Genomic DNA, 16,630 nt, shown 5'->3' with positions numbered 1-16,630 from the left:
CGGCGCAGCAGTGGCAGCATCTAAGCCGATGCCCTTGTTCGCGCCGGTGACGAGGGCGACCGCTACCATGCCGCGCCCGCGATCTGCCTGGTGGTCGCGTTGAGCCTGTTCCACAGGTTGACGGTGGAGACCGTCATGATCAAGGCGGCGAGCTCGGTCTCGGAGTAGTGGTCGGCGGCCTCGTCCCACACGTCGTCGCCGACCTGACCGCCGTCGGCGAGCCGGGTGACGGCCTCGGCCAGTGCCAGCGCGGCGCGTTCCGCGTCGGTGAAGTACGGGGCCTCGCGCCAGGCGGCCACGGCGAAGAGCCGCTCGTCGCTCTCGCCCTGCTTGCGCAGGTCCTTGGCGTGCATGTCGACGCAGACGCTGCACCCGTTGATCTGGCTGGCCCGCAGCAGCACCAGGTCGGACGTGACCTTGGGCAGCCCGGCCTGGTCGGTGGCCTTCTGGAGGTTCATCAGCGCCTGCATGGCTCCGGGCAGGACGATGGCGGGGTTCTTCATGCGTGCTTGCATGGTCTGTCTCCTGGAGAGTTCTGAACGTTGTCGCTCATATGACTGAGGCGAGCGGGGAAATGTGACCGCCGCGCCGTACGACCAGCATCACGGGGGCGATTGATACATCCGCGATGCATCGACGATGTGGTGATCCGCCGCGGATATAGACTCCTGCGATGCTCGGCTGGAATGTACGGTTTGTGGTTCTGGGTGCCGTGGAGGTGTCGGTCGAGGGCCTGGAGCTTCCTTCGCTCGCCCCGCGGCACCGTGCGTTCCTGGCGTACCTGTTGCTGCATTCCGGCACGGTGCTGAGCGTCGAGCGGCTGAGCGAGGCGATGTGGGGCCCGACGCGGCCGGACACCGCCCGGGCACAGGTACACGCCGCGCTGACGGCGATCCGGCGCACGCTGCGCGCGGCGAACACGGGCCACCTGGTCGAGACCCGGCCGGCCGGATACGTGATCACTCCGGAGCCGGGACAGCTCGACCTACAGGAGTTCACCACGCTCGTGGCCAAGGCGGAGTCCGAGGCGAGGTCCGAACTGAGGTCCGGGCCGGGGTCCGAGCGGGGGTTCGAGCCGGCTGCGGCCGTACGGACGCTGCGTGGAGCGCTCGCCCTGTGGCGCGGGCCCGCCTTCGCCGATGTCCAGGCCCATTTCGCCGAGAGCGCCAGGGCACGGCTGGAGGATCGGCGGCTTGCCGCGATCGAGCGGCTGGTGGAGCTCGAGTTCGCCGCCGGAAGGCACGAGGAGCTCATTGATCAGCTGGCCGCCGAGCTGACCGCGCATCCCTTGCGTGAACGACTGGCCGGGCAACTGATGCTGGCCCTGCGCCGCGCCGGGCGCCAGACGGACGCGCTGGCCGTCGGCCGTGACTACCGCCGCAGACTGGCCGATGAGCAGGGGCTGGATCCGGGCCCTGACTTCCTGGCAGTGGAGGAGACCGTCCTGCGCGGTGAGCCGTCTGCGGCCGCTACGATCCGGCCCCCGGCGGCCGACCTACTCGCCACGGCGAGGCCCGCGGAGGCCGTGCTGCCCGCCGCCGTCACGGCCCGGCGCGAGGCGGCGTTCCTGCCCTACGACATCGCCGACTTCGCCGGCCGCTCCGTCCAGGTGGAGGAGTTGTGCCAGCCCGCCGGCCAGGCGGTGACGATCTCCGCGATCGACGGCATGGCCGGCATCGGCAAGACGGCGCTGGCCGTCCATGCCGCGCATCGGCTCGCCGAGCGATACCCCGACGGTCAGCTCTTCATCGACCTGCACGCTCACACAGCGGGCCAGCGGCCACTTGAGCCCGGGGAAGCGCTGGAGGTGCTGTTGCGGCAGCTCGGCGTGCCGACCGAGCGCATCCCCGCGTCCATGACGGAGCGGGCCGCGCTGTGGCGAGCCGAGCTGGCCGGCCACCGAGTAATGCTGGTGCTGGACAACGCCGCCGACGCCGCCCAGGTCCGGCCCCTGCTGCCGGGCGCTTCGGACAGCCTGGTGCTCATCACCAGCCGCCAGCGGCTCACCGACCTGGATGGCGCGCGGGCCCTGTCCATGGACGTACTGCCCCTGCCCGACGCCTTGGCGCTCTTCACCGGCATCGTGGGCGAGCGTGCGGCCGCCGAGCCCGAGGCGGTCACCGAGGTTCTGCTGCTGTGCGGGTTCTTGCCGTTGGCCGTACGCATCGCCGCCACCCGTCTGCGGCACCGCCCTCGCTGGAGCGTGGACCATCTCGCCGAACGCCTGCGTGATGAGCGCCGCAGGCTCACCGAACTGGCCAGGTCGGAACGCGGCGTGGCGGCTGCGTTCACCCTGTCGTACCGCCAGCTCACCGCTGACCAGCAGCGGCTCTTCCGCCTGCTCGGACTGCATCCCGGCCGCGACTTCGAACCCTACGCTGCCGCCGCGCTCGCCGATCTCCCCATGGAGCGTACCGAGGACGTACTGGAGGACCTGCTGGACGCGCACATGCTTCAGCAGCGCGTTTTCGGCCGGTACGTCTTCCACGACTTGCTCCGCCGGTACGCCGCGGACCTGGTGGCCGAGCAGGAGCCGCCGCAGGCCAGGGACGCGGCGCTGACCCGGCTGCTCGGCCACCAGCTGGCCACGGCGTCGGCCGCCATGGAGGTGCTCTACCCCGACAGCGCCCACCGGCGACCGCGCATCGAACGAGCCACGCTCCCACCGGTCCCGCTCCATGACGCGCCGCAGGCATTGGTGTGGCTGGACGCCGAGCGAGCCAACCTCGTCCTGGCCGCCGATCGCGACGTGGCGCACACCAGCCTGCTGGCCACCACGCTGTACCGCTATCTTTACGACCACGCCCACCACGACGACGCCCTCACTCTGTACGGCAAGGCACTGCGGGCCGCCCGGCGCCGTGAGGATCCGGCCGACGAAGGGCGGGCGCTGACCGATCTCGGCTGGGTGCATCAGGTGCGGGGGCGCCATGACGTCGCCCGTGAGCACTTCGACCGGGCGCTGGCCGCCTGCCGTACAGCTGAAGACCGGCGAGGTCAGGCGCGGGCGCTGCTCGGCTTGGCCAGGGTGAGTACGGACGAAGGCGACCACGAGCGGGCCAAGGAGGCGAACCTGCGTGCCCTTGAACTGTTCCGCGACATCGGCGACCGGTTCGGGGAGGCCGTGACGCTGGACTACCTCGGCATCGTCCACGAGCGGCTGGGCCGGTACGCGCGGGCGGCCGACCTGCATCGTCAGGCGCTGGAGCTGTCCCGGGAGATCGGCAGCCGAGGCGGTGAGGCCGACGCTCTGGACAACCTCGGGGTGGCCTGCACCCGGCTGGGCCGGCTCACCGAGGCGCGCGACCATCACGAGCAGGCGCTGGAGCTTTATCGGCTCTTCGGCTACCGGCGAGGCGAGGCCAAGGCACTCAACAGCCTGGCCGAGATCGCGGCGACCATGGGAGACCTCGGCCAGGCCGTACGCCTGCACAGCGCGGCTCTCGATCTGGCCGTGGAGCTGAGCAACCGGAGCGAGGAGAATCGCGCCCGCGAGGCCATCGCCCAGCTCCTCTCCGCGCCGGAGACCTCTCGCCGAAAGTGACCAGGGGGCTGGCGGTCACCGGTACGACGACGCTTGCGAACGGTACATGTCCTACCGCCGGACCGGCCACGGTCGCCACGACGGACTCGCGGCCGACGGCGGTATCAGCACAGATGGCGGGCGAAGAAACGCAGCGCGCTGTCGGCCTCGAAGGTCGGCACGTCCCCGTGCTTGCCGGGGTTGGCGTGCAGCGTCTTCTCACTCGAAGCCAGGGCGTCGAACAGCGCCAGGGCATCCTCGCGCGGAACCCGCTCGTCATCCCACTGCACCAGGAACCGCACGGGCACCGCGACCCCGGCGGCGGCCTCGGCCGAGGCCGCCGACGTCCCGCTCAGCCCCAGCACCGCCGCGCGGACGCGCGGCTCGGCGGCGACCAGCGGAATGCCGAGAGCGCAGCCCAGCGACATGCCCCAGTAGCCCACTGGGCCGACATCCCCGAGCACGTCCAGGACCGTGCGCCATTCCGGGACCGTCTGGGCGGCCAGCAGAGTGTGGAGCTCGGCCAGCAGCGGGAGCGGGTCGCCCGCGCCGGCCATGCGGGCGCGCATCTCGGTGATGATCCGCTCGTGTTCGGCGCTCTTGGGCCGGTCGCCGTGGGCGGGGGCGTCGATGGCCGCCGCCGCGTACCCGCACTCGGCCGCCAGCCGGATGGCGCGGGCCACCACGCCAGGGGCCTGCTTGTGCTGTCCGCCGCCGTGTCCGATGAGAATCAGGGCACGGGGCTCGGCTTCGTCCGGCGTCCACAGTACGCCGGGGATCTCGCCAAGGGTGAAGGGTCGTTCGGTGACGCCGTCGGTAGACGTCTGAGAGATGAAGCGCATGCGCGTTTCACGCCTTTCGGGATGCCTTGCGCGGGCGCTCCCTAGGCCATGCGAGGGAGGGAGCCCCGACCTGTCACAGCGTTGATCGGTCTCACCTCCTGCGGTTTGATGCGGTGCACGGCGACGCCGAAGTTATCACAAGGGGGCCGCTCACGTTCCGCGAGGGCGAGCGATGCCTGACGCGGCACCAGGGCCGGCGGACGGTCAAGGAACGTCGCGGGCGACGAGGCCGTGTTCGTGGGCGTAGATCGCGGCGTGCACGCGGGTCCGCAGGCCGAGTTTGGTGAGAATCCGGTTGACGTGGGTTTTGACCGTGCCTTCCTCGATGGTGCATGCCGCGGCGATCTCACCGTTGCTCAGTCCTCGGGCCAGGAGGCGTAGCACGTCGTGTTCGCGCGGGGTCAGCAGGTCGAGTTCAGGTGTGGCGGGGCGCGGGGACAGTGCGGCGAAGCGGCTGATCAGGCGGCCGGTGACCTGCGGGTCGATCAACCCCCGGCCCTGGTGCAGTTCGCGGACCGCCGTGACGAGCACGTCGGGATCACTGTCCTTCAGCAGGAAACCGGCCGCTCCCGCGCGCAGCGCGCCGAACAGGTACTCGTCGAGGTCGAACGTGGTCAGAGCGAGCACCCGGGAAGCGGATTGGGCGCCGGCGAGACGGTCAATGGCCGCGATGCCATCCATGCCGGGCATCCGCAGGTCCATCACCACCACATCCGGCCGCCGCCACAGCGCCTGGTGCACCGCTTCGGCGCCGTCGGCGACCGTCGCGACCACGTCGATGTCGGGTTCGCCGTCGAGTATGCACCGCAGCGCCTCCCGCGCCGCCTCCTGATCGTCGGCGACCAGCACCCGGATCGTCACCACGCGCTCCCTTCCCCGGGCAGATCGGCACGGACCCGCCAGCCGCCCGTCTCGACCGGTCCCACCGACAGTGTGCCGTCGAGCAGGCGCACCCGTTCCCGCATGCCGCGGATGCCCTGGCCCTCGGCCTGGGACGGCGGCGCCGGGGCGCCGTTGTCGAGGACCTCAACGCGCAGGCCGCGATCGTCCTGACGTAGGTCGACGGTGACCTCGCTCGCGGTCGAATGGCGTACGACGTTCGTCAGCGCCTCTTGGACCACCCGGTAGGCGGTGTGGTCGACGGCCGGCGGCAGGACTCCTGCTGTCCCCGTACGGCGGATGGTGATCCTTCGGCCGGCGGAGGTGAGCTGCCCGGCCAGCCGCTCCAGGTCGGCGGTGCCGGGCTGAAGGGCGGCCGGGTGCTCGCTGAGCGTCCGTAGCAGGTCACGCACCTCCGTCAGCGCGGACAGCGACAGGTTCGAGATCACTTCCAGGGCCCGCGTCGCCGAGGTCTCATCGCGTGTTCGCCGGGCCGCCGCGGCCTGCAGCCGGATCGCCGTCAGGTGGTGGCCCACGCTGTCGTGTACGTTCCTGGCCAGCCAGGTACGCTCCTCGGCCAGCACGCGCTCCGCCTCGGCCCGCTGCACGCGCAGCGCCTGACCGGCCCGGTCCCGGTGCAGCCGCAGCGCGTAGCCCGTGGCCACCGGGGCGACACTCATGATCACTATGCTGGTGAGCGCCAACCCCTTTCCGCCGGTCACCATGCCGATGCCCGTCACCCAGCACGTGGAGATCGCCAGCACCAGAGCGGGACGCTGCGGCCGGTGGTAGACGGCCGTGCAGAACACGGCCATCGTGACCAGCATCCCTTCCCAGCGGTGCAGTTGGACCATCCCGGCCAGCGCGATCACCGCGGAGGCCACCGCGGCGGTCAACGGCAGCGCCCGCCGGACGAACAAGGGGAGGCTGACGCCGACGCTGAAGACGATCAGGAGCGGCATGTCGGGCGGGACCGACCCTTCCAGTGCCGTCAGCAGCGCCGCAGCGGTCGCGGCGCCGGCGACGAGCAGAACCTCCCTCAGCCAGCGCATGTCACGATGATGCCGGACCGCAGGTCGTGCCCATGGGCGGGAGTTGTCCGGTGGTCAGGTAGCGGTGCACATGATCGCGGATGCAGGGGTTGCCGCTCAGGTAGAGCGCGTGACCGCCCTTGGCCGCCATGTAGCGGGCGCCGTCGAGTTGTGCCGTGATCCGGCGGGCGTACGCGGGCGGCGCCACGTCGTCGTACAGGCCGCCGGCGATCAGGATCGGCGGCGGGCCGCGAGGCTGTACCGGATGGGGCGGGAAGGGCGTCTTTCGCGGGAGTCCGGTGCAGAAGTTGGCCAGCGGCCACGCGATGGTCCAGCCGATGCGCGGCGCGGCGCGCTTCAGCCGCTTCTCCATGGCCTTGACCTCGCCATATGCGGTCGGGTACGGGAAGTCGGCGCACATCGTGATCCTGCTGAAGTCCGGATCGGCCGCGCCGGTGGACGGCTTGGCGAACCGGGTGGCGTCGCCGGCGTACGCCTCGGCCAGGGACTTGGCCAGTTCGGGCCACGTCGCATCGAACGTGACAGTCGCGCGGGAGGCGATCAGGGTCGCACTGGCCGCTGCTCCGGCGCCGGCACCGGGCGCGGGGATCGGCCGCTTGGCGGCGCGGTCCATGACCTCGTCCCAAACCTGGAGTACGTCGCGGCCGTGGAGCGCGCAGCTCTGGTCGGTGGCGCACCACTCGGCGAAGCGATGGAGGTTGTCCTCCTTGACCTTCGCCTTGGGCAGGAGCCATTCGGCCCACGATCGGTTGGTGTGGTCGATCGGGCTGTCCAGGTACATGCGGCCGACACGAGAGGGGAACTTCTCGGCGTAGGCCACACCGAGGACGGTGCCGTAGGAGTTGCCGTAATAGAGGAGTTTCTGTTCGCCCAGCGCCACCCGGACGGCCTCCAGGTCGTGGGCCCCTTGACCGGAGTCCAGGCTGCCCGCGAGCGGGCCGGCGGCCTCGGCGCAGCCGAGGCCGAAGCGGTGGTTCTGCTCTGTGTACCGGGCGTAAGCGGCGCGGTCGGGGAACACCCACTCCGCGTTCGCAGCCCACGGCGCCCGGTCGGGGCAGCGCACCCCGGTGCTCGCCTCGAATCCGCGCGGGTCGAAGACCACGATGTCGAACCATTGGGTCAGGTCGGCGAAGGCCTGCTTCGCCTGACGCATGACCGAGATCTGCTGGGCGGGGCCGCCCATGTTGAGCACGAGCGTCCCCTTCTTGGCGGCCGGGTCCCTGGCGGGCAGCTTGGCGAGCCCCAGCGTGATCTGCTCACCCTTGAGGACGGCCCAGTCGGCGGGTACGGTGAGCCGGCTGCATTGCAGGCCGTCTCCGCAGTCCTGCCAGGAAAGCTTGGCGCCTGCCGTCGCTGTCGCCGGTGCCGCCGCCACCGTGGAGAGCAGCATCGTGCCGAGCACGGCGAGGATCGTCTTCTTCATGACCCTCAGCCTTGCCGGACGGCCTGCTGCCGGTCGTCCACCTTTCGATAGATCCTCGCGTGCGCACTGGCGAGCGCGGCGACCCGCGCCTGCCCTGGGTATGGCCCTCCGCCCGCGTGGCATCGGACGTACCCGTAAAGACTGATTAGTAGCTAAGCGTGACGATGACCACACTCGCATTCTCAGAAATGAGGAGTTGTGGAAGCGGGAAGACCCCGGCAATGTGCGGGAGATCGCCGGGGTTCTTGATGTTCACGTCGGCGGCTGGGGGCGCGTTTCCGCCGGCCGGCTCACCTCATCTCTTCATGTCTTGTTCGGCGTTGCCGGAGGCCACTGGCCAGGCGTGTAGGTTCACCGCCATGCTGAGAGCTTCACTCGGCGGGGCGGCAGACGGTGCCGGGTGGAGGGAGGCGCAGGCTGGTCAGATAGCGGTTGACGTGGCCGATGATGCAGGAGACGTCGCTGTTGTAGAGCGCGTGGCCGTTCGACTGGTATTGGACCGCCACCGAGCCGGGTACGTGCCGTACGAGGTCCGCGGACGAGACGAAGTCGCTCCAGGAGCCGACGCCGAGGAATGGCGGCAGTCCCTTGGTGGGCAGCGGCTCGAACGGGTTGGTGACGGGGGTGGGCCAGCCGACGCAGCCGAGCCGGTGCCACAACTCGATACCGGAGAAGTTGGGCAGCAGCCGCTCGCCCTTACGGCGCTTTTCGCGGTATTCCTCGTAGGAGTTGTATCCCATGCCATCAGGGCAGTGGGTCATGTTCCCGCCGACGACCGACGGGACCTTGAGGCTGTACGTGCCTTGCCGGACATAGTCGGCGAATCCGGAGGCGTCGCCGCCCACGGCCCGTTTGATCGCTTCGGCGAGTTGCGTCCATCGCGGATAGTCGGGCTTTTGACCAGGCGAGATGATGCTGGGTGCGGCGGCCTCCTTGATGTCGAACCCGCTGTAGGCGACCTGCGACTGCTCTCCTCTGATCGGGATCGGCGAGCGGTCGGCGCGCTTGATCAGCGCCCGCCAGACGTCGCCGACGTCCTGGCCGTGCAGGGCGCAGGCGGTGGTCGCCGCGCACCAGGCGCCGAAGCGTTCGAAGGACTTCTCGCTGGTGAGCATGATGAACTCCGCGTTGTCCATGGTCGGGCTCATCGTGCCGTCGACCACCACCGCCCGGACGCGGGCGGGGAACAGGCGGGCGTAGGTGACGCTGGGGATACCGCCGTAGGAGGAGCCGATGAAGCTCAGCCGCTCCTCGCCCAGCGCGACACGGATCGCCTCCATGTCACGCGCCACGGACGCCGAGTCGAGGTGGTCGAAGTACTCCGGGTCGGCGGCGCGGCAGCGCTGCGCGGCCTCCCGGTTGCGACGGCCCAGCTCGGCGTACTCGGCAGGGCTGTCGGGCAGAGCGATCCACGGGCCACCGATCAGACACTTGTCCGGCAGCACGCCCTTGTCGACGGTGTTACGCGGTTCGACGGTGACGATGTCGAAACGTTCGCGCAGCTCGGAGAAGCTGCCCGCGTACTTGCTCAGGTCCTTGACACCAGAGCCGCCCGGGCCGCCGGGGACCGCGAACACCGCGCCGATGCGGCGTTGGACACCTGTGTTCGGCAGCATGCCGACGGTCAGGCGGATCTTCCTGCCGGATGGCTTGGACCAGTCCACGGGCACCTCGATCGAGGCGCACCTCATCTCCTTGGACAGTTCCTTGTCCGCGCAGGCCGCCCAGTCCAGCGAGGACGGGCCAGAGCCGGGCGAACCGGACGCGGCGGCGGGCACCGCCGACACCAGGACGGTGACAGCCGCACCGATGGCCAGGGCCCTGATCCGGCGTCCCCTGAGCGTGATCGCCGTCGCGCCCGCCGTCAGTGCGGCGATCACGTACGCGACCAGCAGCCCCGCCGCGGCCGCGGGCGACAGCTGCCCGCCGCCGACCCCCGCGATCTGGAGCGGCAGATTCTCGATCATGAACGAGCCGACCTGGGCGCGCAGGGGCGAGGGCAATGTCTTGGCCACCACCGGCAGCACCACGATGATCACGGTCAGCACGACCAGGGCGCCGGGGGTGGAGCGGACGGCGGCCCCGACGCCCAGCCCGATCAAGGCGAACGCCGCCATCGACAACCCAGCGGTGATCACCGAGGCGAGCACGCCCGGCTCCGACAGTGGCGTGCCCAGCGTCTGGCCGTCGCGGAGCAACTGGCCGGCTCGGTCGCCGAGCACCACCATGGCGGCCGCGTGCATGGCGAACGCCAGAATCTGACCCGCCACCAGCGCGACCGCGGCCAGACCCGGGATCTTGGCCAGCAATAACGCGTGCCGGCGCGGCACGGCTACCAGGCTCGTCTGGATCATCTTGGTGCTGTATTCGGAGGTGATCGTGAGGGCGCCCAGCGTGGCGAACACGAAGTAGGCGACCGCGATCCCGTTGCCGAGGCCGTCGCCGTTGCCGGGGAAGGTCATTCGCTCGTCAGGCGACTGGTTGTCGAACCCGCGGCCGATCATGAACGCCACGCCGGCGCAGGCCAGGACGGCCGCCACCGAGCAGGCCAGCAGGTAGAGGTTCGAGCGGAGCGAGCGGAGCTTGAGCCACTCGGAAGCGATCACATCGATCATCGGACGGCCTTCCTGCCACCGGCCTTGTATTCCGTCATCGGATGGCCTCCCCGGCACCGGCCCGGTATTCCGTGCTGTCCTCGGTGAGCCGCATGAAGGCCTCCTCCAGGGAGGCGCCGCGCGGGGACAGCTCCGCCAGCGCGATACCGCCGGAGAGCGCCAGTACGCCGATTCTGGCCGCGTCGAGATTCCGTACGGACAGGGCGCCGTCGTCCTCGGGGATCACTGTCGCACCGTGCGTGTCCAGAAGGGCGGTCAGGCGGGCCGGGTCGGGCGTGCGGACCAGCACGTCGCGCTGGTAGTGGCCGGCCAGGGCATCGATGGGGGTGTCGGCGATCAACCGGCCCCGTCCGATGACGATGACATGGTCGGCGGTGAGCGCCATCTCGTTCATCAAGTGGCTGGACAGCAGCACGGTGCGGCCCTCGTCGGCCAGCGAGCGCAGCAGGTCGCGCAGCCAGCGGATGCCCTCCGGGTCGAGGCCGTTCAGCGGCTCGTCGAACATCAGCACCCCCGGGTCCCCGAGGAGCGCAGCCCCGATCCCCAGGCGTTGCCGCATGCCCAGCGAGAAGCCGCCGATCCGCTCGTCGGCGACGCCGGTCAGGCCGACCTGCTCGAGCACGGCGGCCACCCGGGCCCGGCCGATGCCGTTGCTGCGGGCCAGGCAGGCGAGATGCGCCCGCGCGCTGCGGCCCCCGTGCACAGCCCCGGCGTCGAGCAGCGCTCCCATTGAGCGCATGGGCCTGGACATTGACGCGTATGGACGGGCGTTCACCAGGGCCTTGCCCGCGAGGGGCACCTCCAGGCCGAGCACGACGCGCATGGTGGTGGATTTGCCCGCGCCGTTCGGGCCGAGGAAGCCGGTTACCAGTCCCGGTTTCACGCTGAACGTCAGGTCGTCCACGGCGACCTTGTCGCCATATCTCATGGTCAGCCCGCTCACTTCGATCACGGCCTGGCCTCCCTTCGTCGATTGACGGCCGCCAGCTTTCCGGCTCGGGCCGTCGATCTCGATGGGCGTGCGCCCACCGGCCGGGGCGAAGATTCCCACCTCCGGAGGTAGGCCTAGACCTACCGACCGCGCGCCGCGCATCGGGCAGACTTCTGGCGTGACCGGCATTCGACACCTCATCGCCGCAGGTGGTGGGCTGCTGCTCAACGTGTGGCCGCGTTGGTGCTGCTCGCTGCTCGACGCGCTCGTTCATGGTCGTCCGGATGTCGCCGTGGTCGATGTGCGGCTGCCGCCCCGCTGAGCCGGCGCTGGTGACGGGGGCGGAGGGCGGGGCGCTCCTGTGGCGTGGATGACTCCTCTGCATGGTTCCACCGGGCGCCCCGCGCGGTGCTACAGGACCGCGCCCGTGCCCTGCCGGCGGCGTTTGCGCGGCTGGGGCGGCTGGGGTGGGGGTTGCTTGCTGAGGCGTTCGAGCTCGATCGCGAGGGGGCCGGCCACGAACGATGACGACGCGGTCCCCACCACGATGCCGAAGATGAGCGCGATGGCGAAGTCGCGCAGCGTGTCACCGCCGAAGACGGCCAGCGCGGTGAGGATGAACAGGGCGCCCAGGCCGGTGTTGACGGTACGCGGCACGGTCTGCAGGATCGCCGCGTTGACGATGCCGGGGAAGCGTGCCTGCCGCGAGGCCTGCCATAGTTCGCGGACGCGGTCGAAAACCACCACCTTGTCGTTGATTGAGTAGCCGATGATGGTCAGCATGGCTGCCAGGAAGACCCCGTCGATGGGTTTGCCCAGCCAGGCGAACAGGCCGAGCACAGCGAGGGTGTCCACGACGAGGGCCATCACGGCGGCGGCGCCGAACGTCCAGCGGAATCTGACGGCCAGGTACAGCAGTTGTGCCGCCAGCGCCACGGCGAGCGCGATGAGCGCGTTGCGGCGCAGTTCGTCGCCCAGGCTGGGGCCGATGAGCTCGTCGCGTTGCTTGGTCACTTCGCCGAGGTGGGTATCGAGTGCCCGCTCGATGGCGGCGGTGTCGTCGGCGCTGATCTGGCCGGCACGCACGGACACGCTGGTGCCGGAGCTTTGCACGTTGGCCGCCGGGTGGCCGGCCTCGGCCACCGCCTGCCGCGCAGTCTCGGCGCTCACCGGTTGCGCGGCTGTGTACTCGAGCATCCGACCGCCGGTGAACTCGATGCCGAGGTTGAGCCCGTGCAGGGCCAGCCCGGTCACGGCTGCGGCGACCAGGGTGGCGGCCGCGGCCAGCCACCGTCGGCGCCCGGCCATCATGGACGGGTTGCGCCGGGTGATCCAGGCCCTGACCCGGCCGTGCACCGCCAGCCCGGACAGCCGGGCCAGCCGGGGGCTGGTCCCGCTGAGGATGAGGTGGGTCAGGACACGGGTGATGAGCATGGCGGAGACGAGTGAGGCAAGGACGCCGACGGCCAGCGTCACACCGAATCCGCGCACCGGCCCTGAGGCCAGCCAGAACAGCAATCCGGCGGCCAGGAGCGTGGTGATGTTGGAGTCGGCGATGGCGCTCCAGGCGTTGGCGAAGCCTCGGTCGAGGGCGGCGCGCAGGCCGCGGCGCGGCGCGCGGCCATACTCTTCACGCGCTCGCTCGAAGACCAACACGTTGGCGTCGACCGCCATGCCGATGGCCAGAACGAACCCGGCCAGGCCGGGCAGGGTGAGCGTCGCGCCGAGGGCGAGCAGGGCGGCGTAGGAGATGAGCCCGTAGGCGGCCAGCGCGAGGGTGGCCAGCAGCCCCGACAGCCGGTAGGTGAGGATGATGAACAACGCGGTGAGCAGGACACCGGCGATGCCTGCCTTGGCGCTGGCCTCGATGGCCTGCGCGCCGAGTGTGGGGCCGACGGTGCGCTGCTCGATCAAGGTGAGCGGGACGGGCAGGGCGCCGCCCTTGATCAGCACGGCCAGGTCTTGTGCCTCCTGGTGGGTGAAGGAGCCGCTGATCTGGGTGGATCCGCCGGGGATGCCGATCTGGCAGGGCACGCTCGCATCGACTTGGGGCGAAGAGATGATCTCGTTGTCCAAGACGATGGCGACCCGCCGCTGGGGGTTGCTCGGGCTGTGGCAGGCGGCCTCGCCGGTCAGCCGCTGCCAGGCGGCGGCGTCGCGGAAGTCGACGGTGGCGAACCAGCCCGGCCCCTGCTGCGGGTCGTTGCGTGCGGTGGCGTCGCTCACCCCGTCGCCGGTGATCGCGGCAGGGCCGAGCCGCAGGCGTTGCCCGCCTTCGTCGGCCAGGACTTGCCCGGACGCGCCGATGCCTCTGCTGGTGGGGGTGCCTTGATCGGCGCTGGTGTCGTCGGCTTGTTCCAGGACCGGGTGGAAAGTGAGCTGGGCGGTCTTGCCGATGACTTCGGCGGCCTGGCGGGGGTCGAGCACCCCGGGCAGCTCGACGATGATGCGCCGATCGCCGGAGCGCAACAGGGTGGGGTCGACCACGCCGAGCGCGTCGGCGCGCCGGCGCAGCACGTCCAGGGCACGGTCGGTGGCCTCGGCGTCGGCCTTGACTGTTGAGGCGTCTCGGGTTTCGAAGACGAGTTGGGTGCCACCGCGCAGGTCCAGCCCTAGACGTGGCGGTGTGGTGACGGTGAACAGCAGTGCGGTGGCGGCGATGGCGCACGCCGCCACCGCGCGCCAAAAGGGCGCGCGGGACATGAAGCCTCCACGGGCTGTCGAAGAAGGAAAGGGGACGTCAGCGCGTCGTGGAGGGTGGCGCTCGGGCCAGCGCCTGACGGGCGGGCGGCTGAGGTGCCGCGGTGAAAGGCCGGGCGAGGGTCGTCAGGGGCCGTGCCCGTGGCCCGGGCCGTTCGGTGGACGGCAGTACGGCCGGCCACATCGGCAGCGCGGGCGCGCTGCGGGCGGGATGCAGCCGGGGCAGGGCCGCGTCCTGCACGGCGTGCTCGGACGGGCCGCTCCACCAGGTCGCAGGCGTTGCGGTGACGGGCAGCTGGGCGCTGCCAGGCGCGGGGCCCAGCAGGAAGGTCGACAGCAGCAGGAGCAGGACGGCGGGCAGTCTGCTGCGCACGTCTCCTCCTGACAGGTCACGGGTCGGGTCTTGGCGGTCACCGTACCCCGGCCCCGGCGCGGATCGCACCTGCGATGGAACGGCATGCCCTTTTTCGCGCCGTCTGGGCTATGGTCTGCCCTATGACGGGACCGTGGAGAACACCACGAGGGTCCATCGCGTTCGCCGGCGTGATGGGTCTGGTCCTGCTGTGCTTGGTGCTGGCCGGCGCCACCGGCAGTGCGAGCGCCGACGGCCCGATCGCGCCTGAGAATTCGCTGTCCGGCCTGGCATGGACCCCGGACGGTGGGGGCGGTGACCTGCCCGGTCTGCCCCCACAGGCGGGTAGCGCCCGTGAGCACCACGTGCTGGCGCTGTGGCCGCCGTTGCGCGGCGAGCGTCACGATGAGCCCGCTTATCTGGCGCTGTCGGCGTCGCCTGGCTCGAAGGTCGATGAGCTCCGCGATCCGCAACAGCTCGCGCACCGCACTGCGGGATCGCGCAGCCCGCCGCTCATCTAGCTGACGCTACCTCTCTCCGAAGGGCTGCGGCCGCTCGTGCCGTGGATCCTGACGCCGCATGTCCCGAGCCCATGGACTGCGCCCTGGTGGGGCTGGTCCATGCTCGCCGTCGCCTTCGGAGCCCTCTCGCGGTCCCTGCAGCAGGGCCGTGTTCCTGTACTGCCTTGTTCCTGTACTGCCTTCCTTTGGCCTCAGCAAGGAGCCGATCATCGTCATGTCCGTTGTCGAATCAGTTCACGCCTGGCCGCGGCCGGAGCGGCCACATCCGGCATCGCCGGGAGGTGCGAGGTGAGCACCGCGCAGCGCTTCGTGGCGCTCGACCTGGGTACCGCGCGTACCCGGTCGCTGTCATTGAGCGGGTTCGCCATCGTGGACCGGCCGTCGTCGGTCACCCGGCCGCCGGCCGGCTCCGGCCTGGCGGCCGCGCTGTGGCCCGTCCGGCACGGCATGGTGGCCGACCCGGACGCCTGCCGGCGGCTGGTGCAGCGGCTGCTGCAGGACGCCCAGGTATCGGGGAGCCGGCCGCGATGGGTGCTGGCCGGCGTGCCGGTGGCGGCCTCGCCGGGCGATCGCCGGGCGGTCCGCGCCGCGGTCGCCGAGGCCGCCGGATGCGAAGTGGGCCTGATGGAGGAGCCGCTGGCCGCAGCCGTCGGCGCCGGCCTGGACATCCTCGATTCCCGGCCCTGCCTGGTCCTGGACGTGGGGGCGGGCATTGTCGAGGCCGTCGCCATCGCGGACGGGGCCGTCACCGACGCGGTCGCCCTCCAGCTCAACGCCACCACCGGCGAGGGGCTGGTGTCGTATGCGCTGGAGGGCGTCATCGAGATGACGGCGGGCCTGGTGCGTCGCCTGCCCGCCGCTTCGCGTCCGGCCGCGCGCGAGCGGGGTCTGACGGTCACCGGCGGGGGCGCTCACCAAGAGCAGCTGCTGGCCCGCCTCCGCGCCGCGCTTCGCCTGCCGGTCACAGCGACGCACCAGCCGCAGCACGCCACCATCCGCGGCCTGATGCGCCTGTGCCTGCAGCCGGCTCTGACGGCCGCCCTCGCCCCGCGCGTCCGCTGACGTCTTCGCTTCGCAAGAAAGGACCTTCGATCATGACCGACAGCCACGCGACCTCACACCTCAGCAGCGTGCAGCTTGAGTCGCTGCGCCAGGAGCTGACCCAGCAACGGGAGCAGCGCAGCCGGTACCTGGATAGGCTGAGGGCACAGGAGCAGGACGGTAGCGGCGCCGACGGCACCTGGCAGGAGCTCCTCGCCTCGATCACCGCCGCCGAGCGCGCCGTCGCCGAACTCGCTCAGGCCTACGACAGGCTGGAGGCCGGCACCTACGGCCGTTGCGGCCACTGCCAGGCGGCCATTCCGTTCGAACGGCTCAAGATCCGGCCGCTGGCCCGCAATTGCATCGACTGCCAGCGGCGGCACGAGGCCGCCTGACAACCAGTGAGAGGGGAGCGGGGTCGCCCCGCCCCCTCTTGGCATCCGGAGCCGCACATGATCACATTGGACCGCCTGGTGAACGTGCTCGGCGGGTACGGCGTACGGTTGTGCGGCCGTCCCGAGACCCGCTCGGCCTGGCTGCGCAGCGTGGCGGTGCCGGATGCCACCGACCGCCACGTCACCGGTGATCTGCTCCTGGCCGTCGGCACCTCCTCGATCGCCGAGGCGGTGCGGTGGGCGGCCGCCGCCCGCGCCGCGGCGGTCCTGGTCCGCCCCGTCGAGACCGCGACCGGGACCGGCGCTGACGCCCCGTGCGCCTCGCCGAGCGCGGGGGGCGCGCGCGGGGCCCCCGC

14 protein-coding genes and 1 pseudogene are annotated in these 16,630 nt (G+C 71.0%); 6 read left to right on the top strand and 9 right to left on the bottom strand.

What is annotated here, in order from left to right:
• Positions 1–62: 62 nt before the first annotated feature.
• A complete protein-coding gene (locus AB0B64_RS49965) occupies positions 63–515 on the bottom strand; it encodes a carboxymuconolactone decarboxylase family protein (RefSeq protein WP_357958631.1) in 453 nt (150 codons plus the stop codon).
• Positions 516–673: 158 nt separating this feature from the next.
• Here AB0B64_RS49965 and AB0B64_RS49960 point away from each other — a divergent pair, with 158 nt between their 5' ends.
• Positions 674–3,544 carry a BTAD domain-containing putative transcriptional regulator gene (locus AB0B64_RS49960; protein ID WP_358196092.1) on the top strand — a complete coding sequence of 957 codons (2,871 nt, stop codon included), beginning with the start codon at positions 674–676 and terminating at the stop codon, positions 3,542–3,544.
• Positions 3,545–3,648: 104 nt separating this feature from the next.
• Here the strand turns inward: AB0B64_RS49960 and AB0B64_RS49955 are convergent, their stop codons facing one another.
• The 6 genes from AB0B64_RS49955 to AB0B64_RS49930 all read right to left on the bottom strand — a co-directional run bounded on the left by AB0B64_RS49955 (position 3,649) and on the right by AB0B64_RS49930 (position 11,286).
• The gene (locus AB0B64_RS49955; RefSeq protein ID WP_358196082.1) at positions 3,649–4,365 is read right to left on the bottom strand and encodes an alpha/beta hydrolase; all 717 of its coding nucleotides are present in this window, start codon (positions 4,363–4,365) and stop codon (positions 3,649–3,651) included.
• Positions 4,366–4,569: 204 nt separating this feature from the next.
• Positions 4,570–5,226, bottom strand: a complete 657-nt coding sequence (locus AB0B64_RS49950; RefSeq protein WP_357958622.1) for a response regulator transcription factor — start codon at positions 5,224–5,226, stop codon at positions 4,570–4,572.
• Positions 5,223–6,296: a sensor histidine kinase gene (locus AB0B64_RS49945; protein ID WP_358196072.1), complete on the bottom strand. Its 1,074-nt coding sequence runs from the start codon at positions 6,294–6,296 to the stop codon at positions 5,223–5,225. The genes AB0B64_RS49950 and AB0B64_RS49945 overlap by 4 nt, the downstream gene beginning before the upstream one ends.
• A 1-nt stretch (position 6,297) precedes the next feature.
• On the bottom strand, positions 6,298–7,719 hold the full coding sequence (locus AB0B64_RS49940; protein ID WP_358196062.1) for an alpha/beta fold hydrolase: 1,422 nt from the start codon (positions 7,717–7,719) through the stop codon (positions 6,298–6,300).
• A gap of 371 nt (positions 7,720–8,090) precedes the next feature.
• On the bottom strand, positions 8,091–10,334 hold the full coding sequence (locus tag AB0B64_RS49935; protein WP_358196058.1) for an alpha/beta fold hydrolase: 2,244 nt from the start codon (positions 10,332–10,334) through the stop codon (positions 8,091–8,093).
• Between the two features lie 34 nt (positions 10,335–10,368).
• A complete protein-coding gene (locus tag AB0B64_RS49930; RefSeq protein WP_358196052.1) occupies positions 10,369–11,286 on the bottom strand; it encodes an ATP-binding cassette domain-containing protein in 918 nt (305 codons plus the stop codon).
• Between the two features lie 157 nt (positions 11,287–11,443).
• Here AB0B64_RS49930 and AB0B64_RS49925 point away from each other — a divergent pair, with 157 nt between their 5' ends.
• Entirely contained in the window at positions 11,444–11,587 is a 144-nt protein-coding gene (locus AB0B64_RS49925) for a hypothetical protein (RefSeq protein ID WP_357958607.1), read from the top strand.
• A gap of 89 nt (positions 11,588–11,676) precedes the next feature.
• On the opposite strand, the gene secD is transcribed toward AB0B64_RS49925, so the two are convergent.
• Together secD and AB0B64_RS49915 are read right to left on the bottom strand one after the other, a co-directional pair.
• Positions 11,677–13,968: a protein translocase subunit SecD gene (gene secD / locus AB0B64_RS49920; protein WP_358196036.1), complete on the bottom strand. Its 2,292-nt coding sequence runs from the start codon at positions 13,966–13,968 to the stop codon at positions 11,677–11,679.
• 37 nt (positions 13,969–14,005) lie between these two features.
• Positions 14,006–14,338, bottom strand: a complete 333-nt coding sequence (locus AB0B64_RS49915) for a hypothetical protein (RefSeq protein WP_358196030.1) — start codon at positions 14,336–14,338, stop codon at positions 14,006–14,008.
• A 122-nt stretch (positions 14,339–14,460) separates the two neighbouring features.
• On the opposite strand from AB0B64_RS49915, the gene AB0B64_RS49910 reads away from it, so the two are divergent.
• The 4 genes and pseudogenes from AB0B64_RS49910 to AB0B64_RS49895 form a co-directional block, all read left to right on the top strand.
• Positions 14,461–14,838: a hypothetical protein gene (locus AB0B64_RS49910; protein ID WP_358196029.1), complete on the top strand. Its 378-nt coding sequence runs from the start codon at positions 14,461–14,463 to the stop codon at positions 14,836–14,838.
• 288 nt (positions 14,839–15,126) lie between these two features.
• On the top strand, positions 15,127–15,900 hold the full coding sequence (locus tag AB0B64_RS49905; RefSeq protein ID WP_357958596.1) for a rod shape-determining protein: 774 nt from the start codon (positions 15,127–15,129) through the stop codon (positions 15,898–15,900).
• Between the two features lie 32 nt (positions 15,901–15,932).
• A complete protein-coding gene (locus AB0B64_RS49900; RefSeq protein ID WP_357958594.1) occupies positions 15,933–16,274 on the top strand; it encodes a TraR/DksA C4-type zinc finger protein in 342 nt (113 codons plus the stop codon).
• A 57-nt stretch (positions 16,275–16,331) separates the two neighbouring features.
• Positions 16,332–16,630: pseudogene (locus tag AB0B64_RS49895) on the top strand (PucR family transcriptional regulator); the annotation flags it as partial.

The organism is Nonomuraea sp. NPDC049129, from assembly GCF_040648495.1.
Lineage (GTDB): Bacteria > Actinomycetota > Actinomycetes > Streptosporangiales > Streptosporangiaceae > Nonomuraea.
Note: the sequence above shows the minus strand (reverse complement) of the source record. Positions and strands in the feature narration are given on the sequence as shown.

Excerpts from the sequence above, each read along its gene's own strand:
- AB0B64_RS49965 (WP_357958631.1), bottom strand. The coding sequence starts at position 515 with ATGCAAGCACGCATGAAGAACCCCGCCATCGTCCTGCCCGGAGCCATG.
- AB0B64_RS49960 (WP_358196092.1), top strand. The coding sequence starts at position 674 with ATGCTCGGCTGGAATGTACGGTTTGTGGTTCTGGGTGCCGTGGAGGTG.
- AB0B64_RS49955 (WP_358196082.1), bottom strand. The coding sequence starts at position 4,365 with ATGCGCTTCATCTCTCAGACGTCTACCGACGGCGTCACCGAACGACCC.
- AB0B64_RS49945 (WP_358196072.1), bottom strand. The coding sequence starts at position 6,296 with ATGCGCTGGCTGAGGGAGGTTCTGCTCGTCGCCGGCGCCGCGACCGCT.
- AB0B64_RS49940 (WP_358196062.1), bottom strand. The coding sequence starts at position 7,719 with ATGAAGAAGACGATCCTCGCCGTGCTCGGCACGATGCTGCTCTCCACG.
- AB0B64_RS49935 (WP_358196058.1), bottom strand. The coding sequence starts at position 10,334 with ATGATCGATGTGATCGCTTCCGAGTGGCTCAAGCTCCGCTCGCTCCGC.
- secD (WP_358196036.1), bottom strand. The coding sequence starts at position 13,968 with ATGTCCCGCGCGCCCTTTTGGCGCGCGGTGGCGGCGTGCGCCATCGCC.
- AB0B64_RS49910 (WP_358196029.1), top strand. The coding sequence starts at position 14,461 with ATGACGGGACCGTGGAGAACACCACGAGGGTCCATCGCGTTCGCCGGC.
- AB0B64_RS49900 (WP_357958594.1), top strand. The coding sequence starts at position 15,933 with ATGACCGACAGCCACGCGACCTCACACCTCAGCAGCGTGCAGCTTGAG.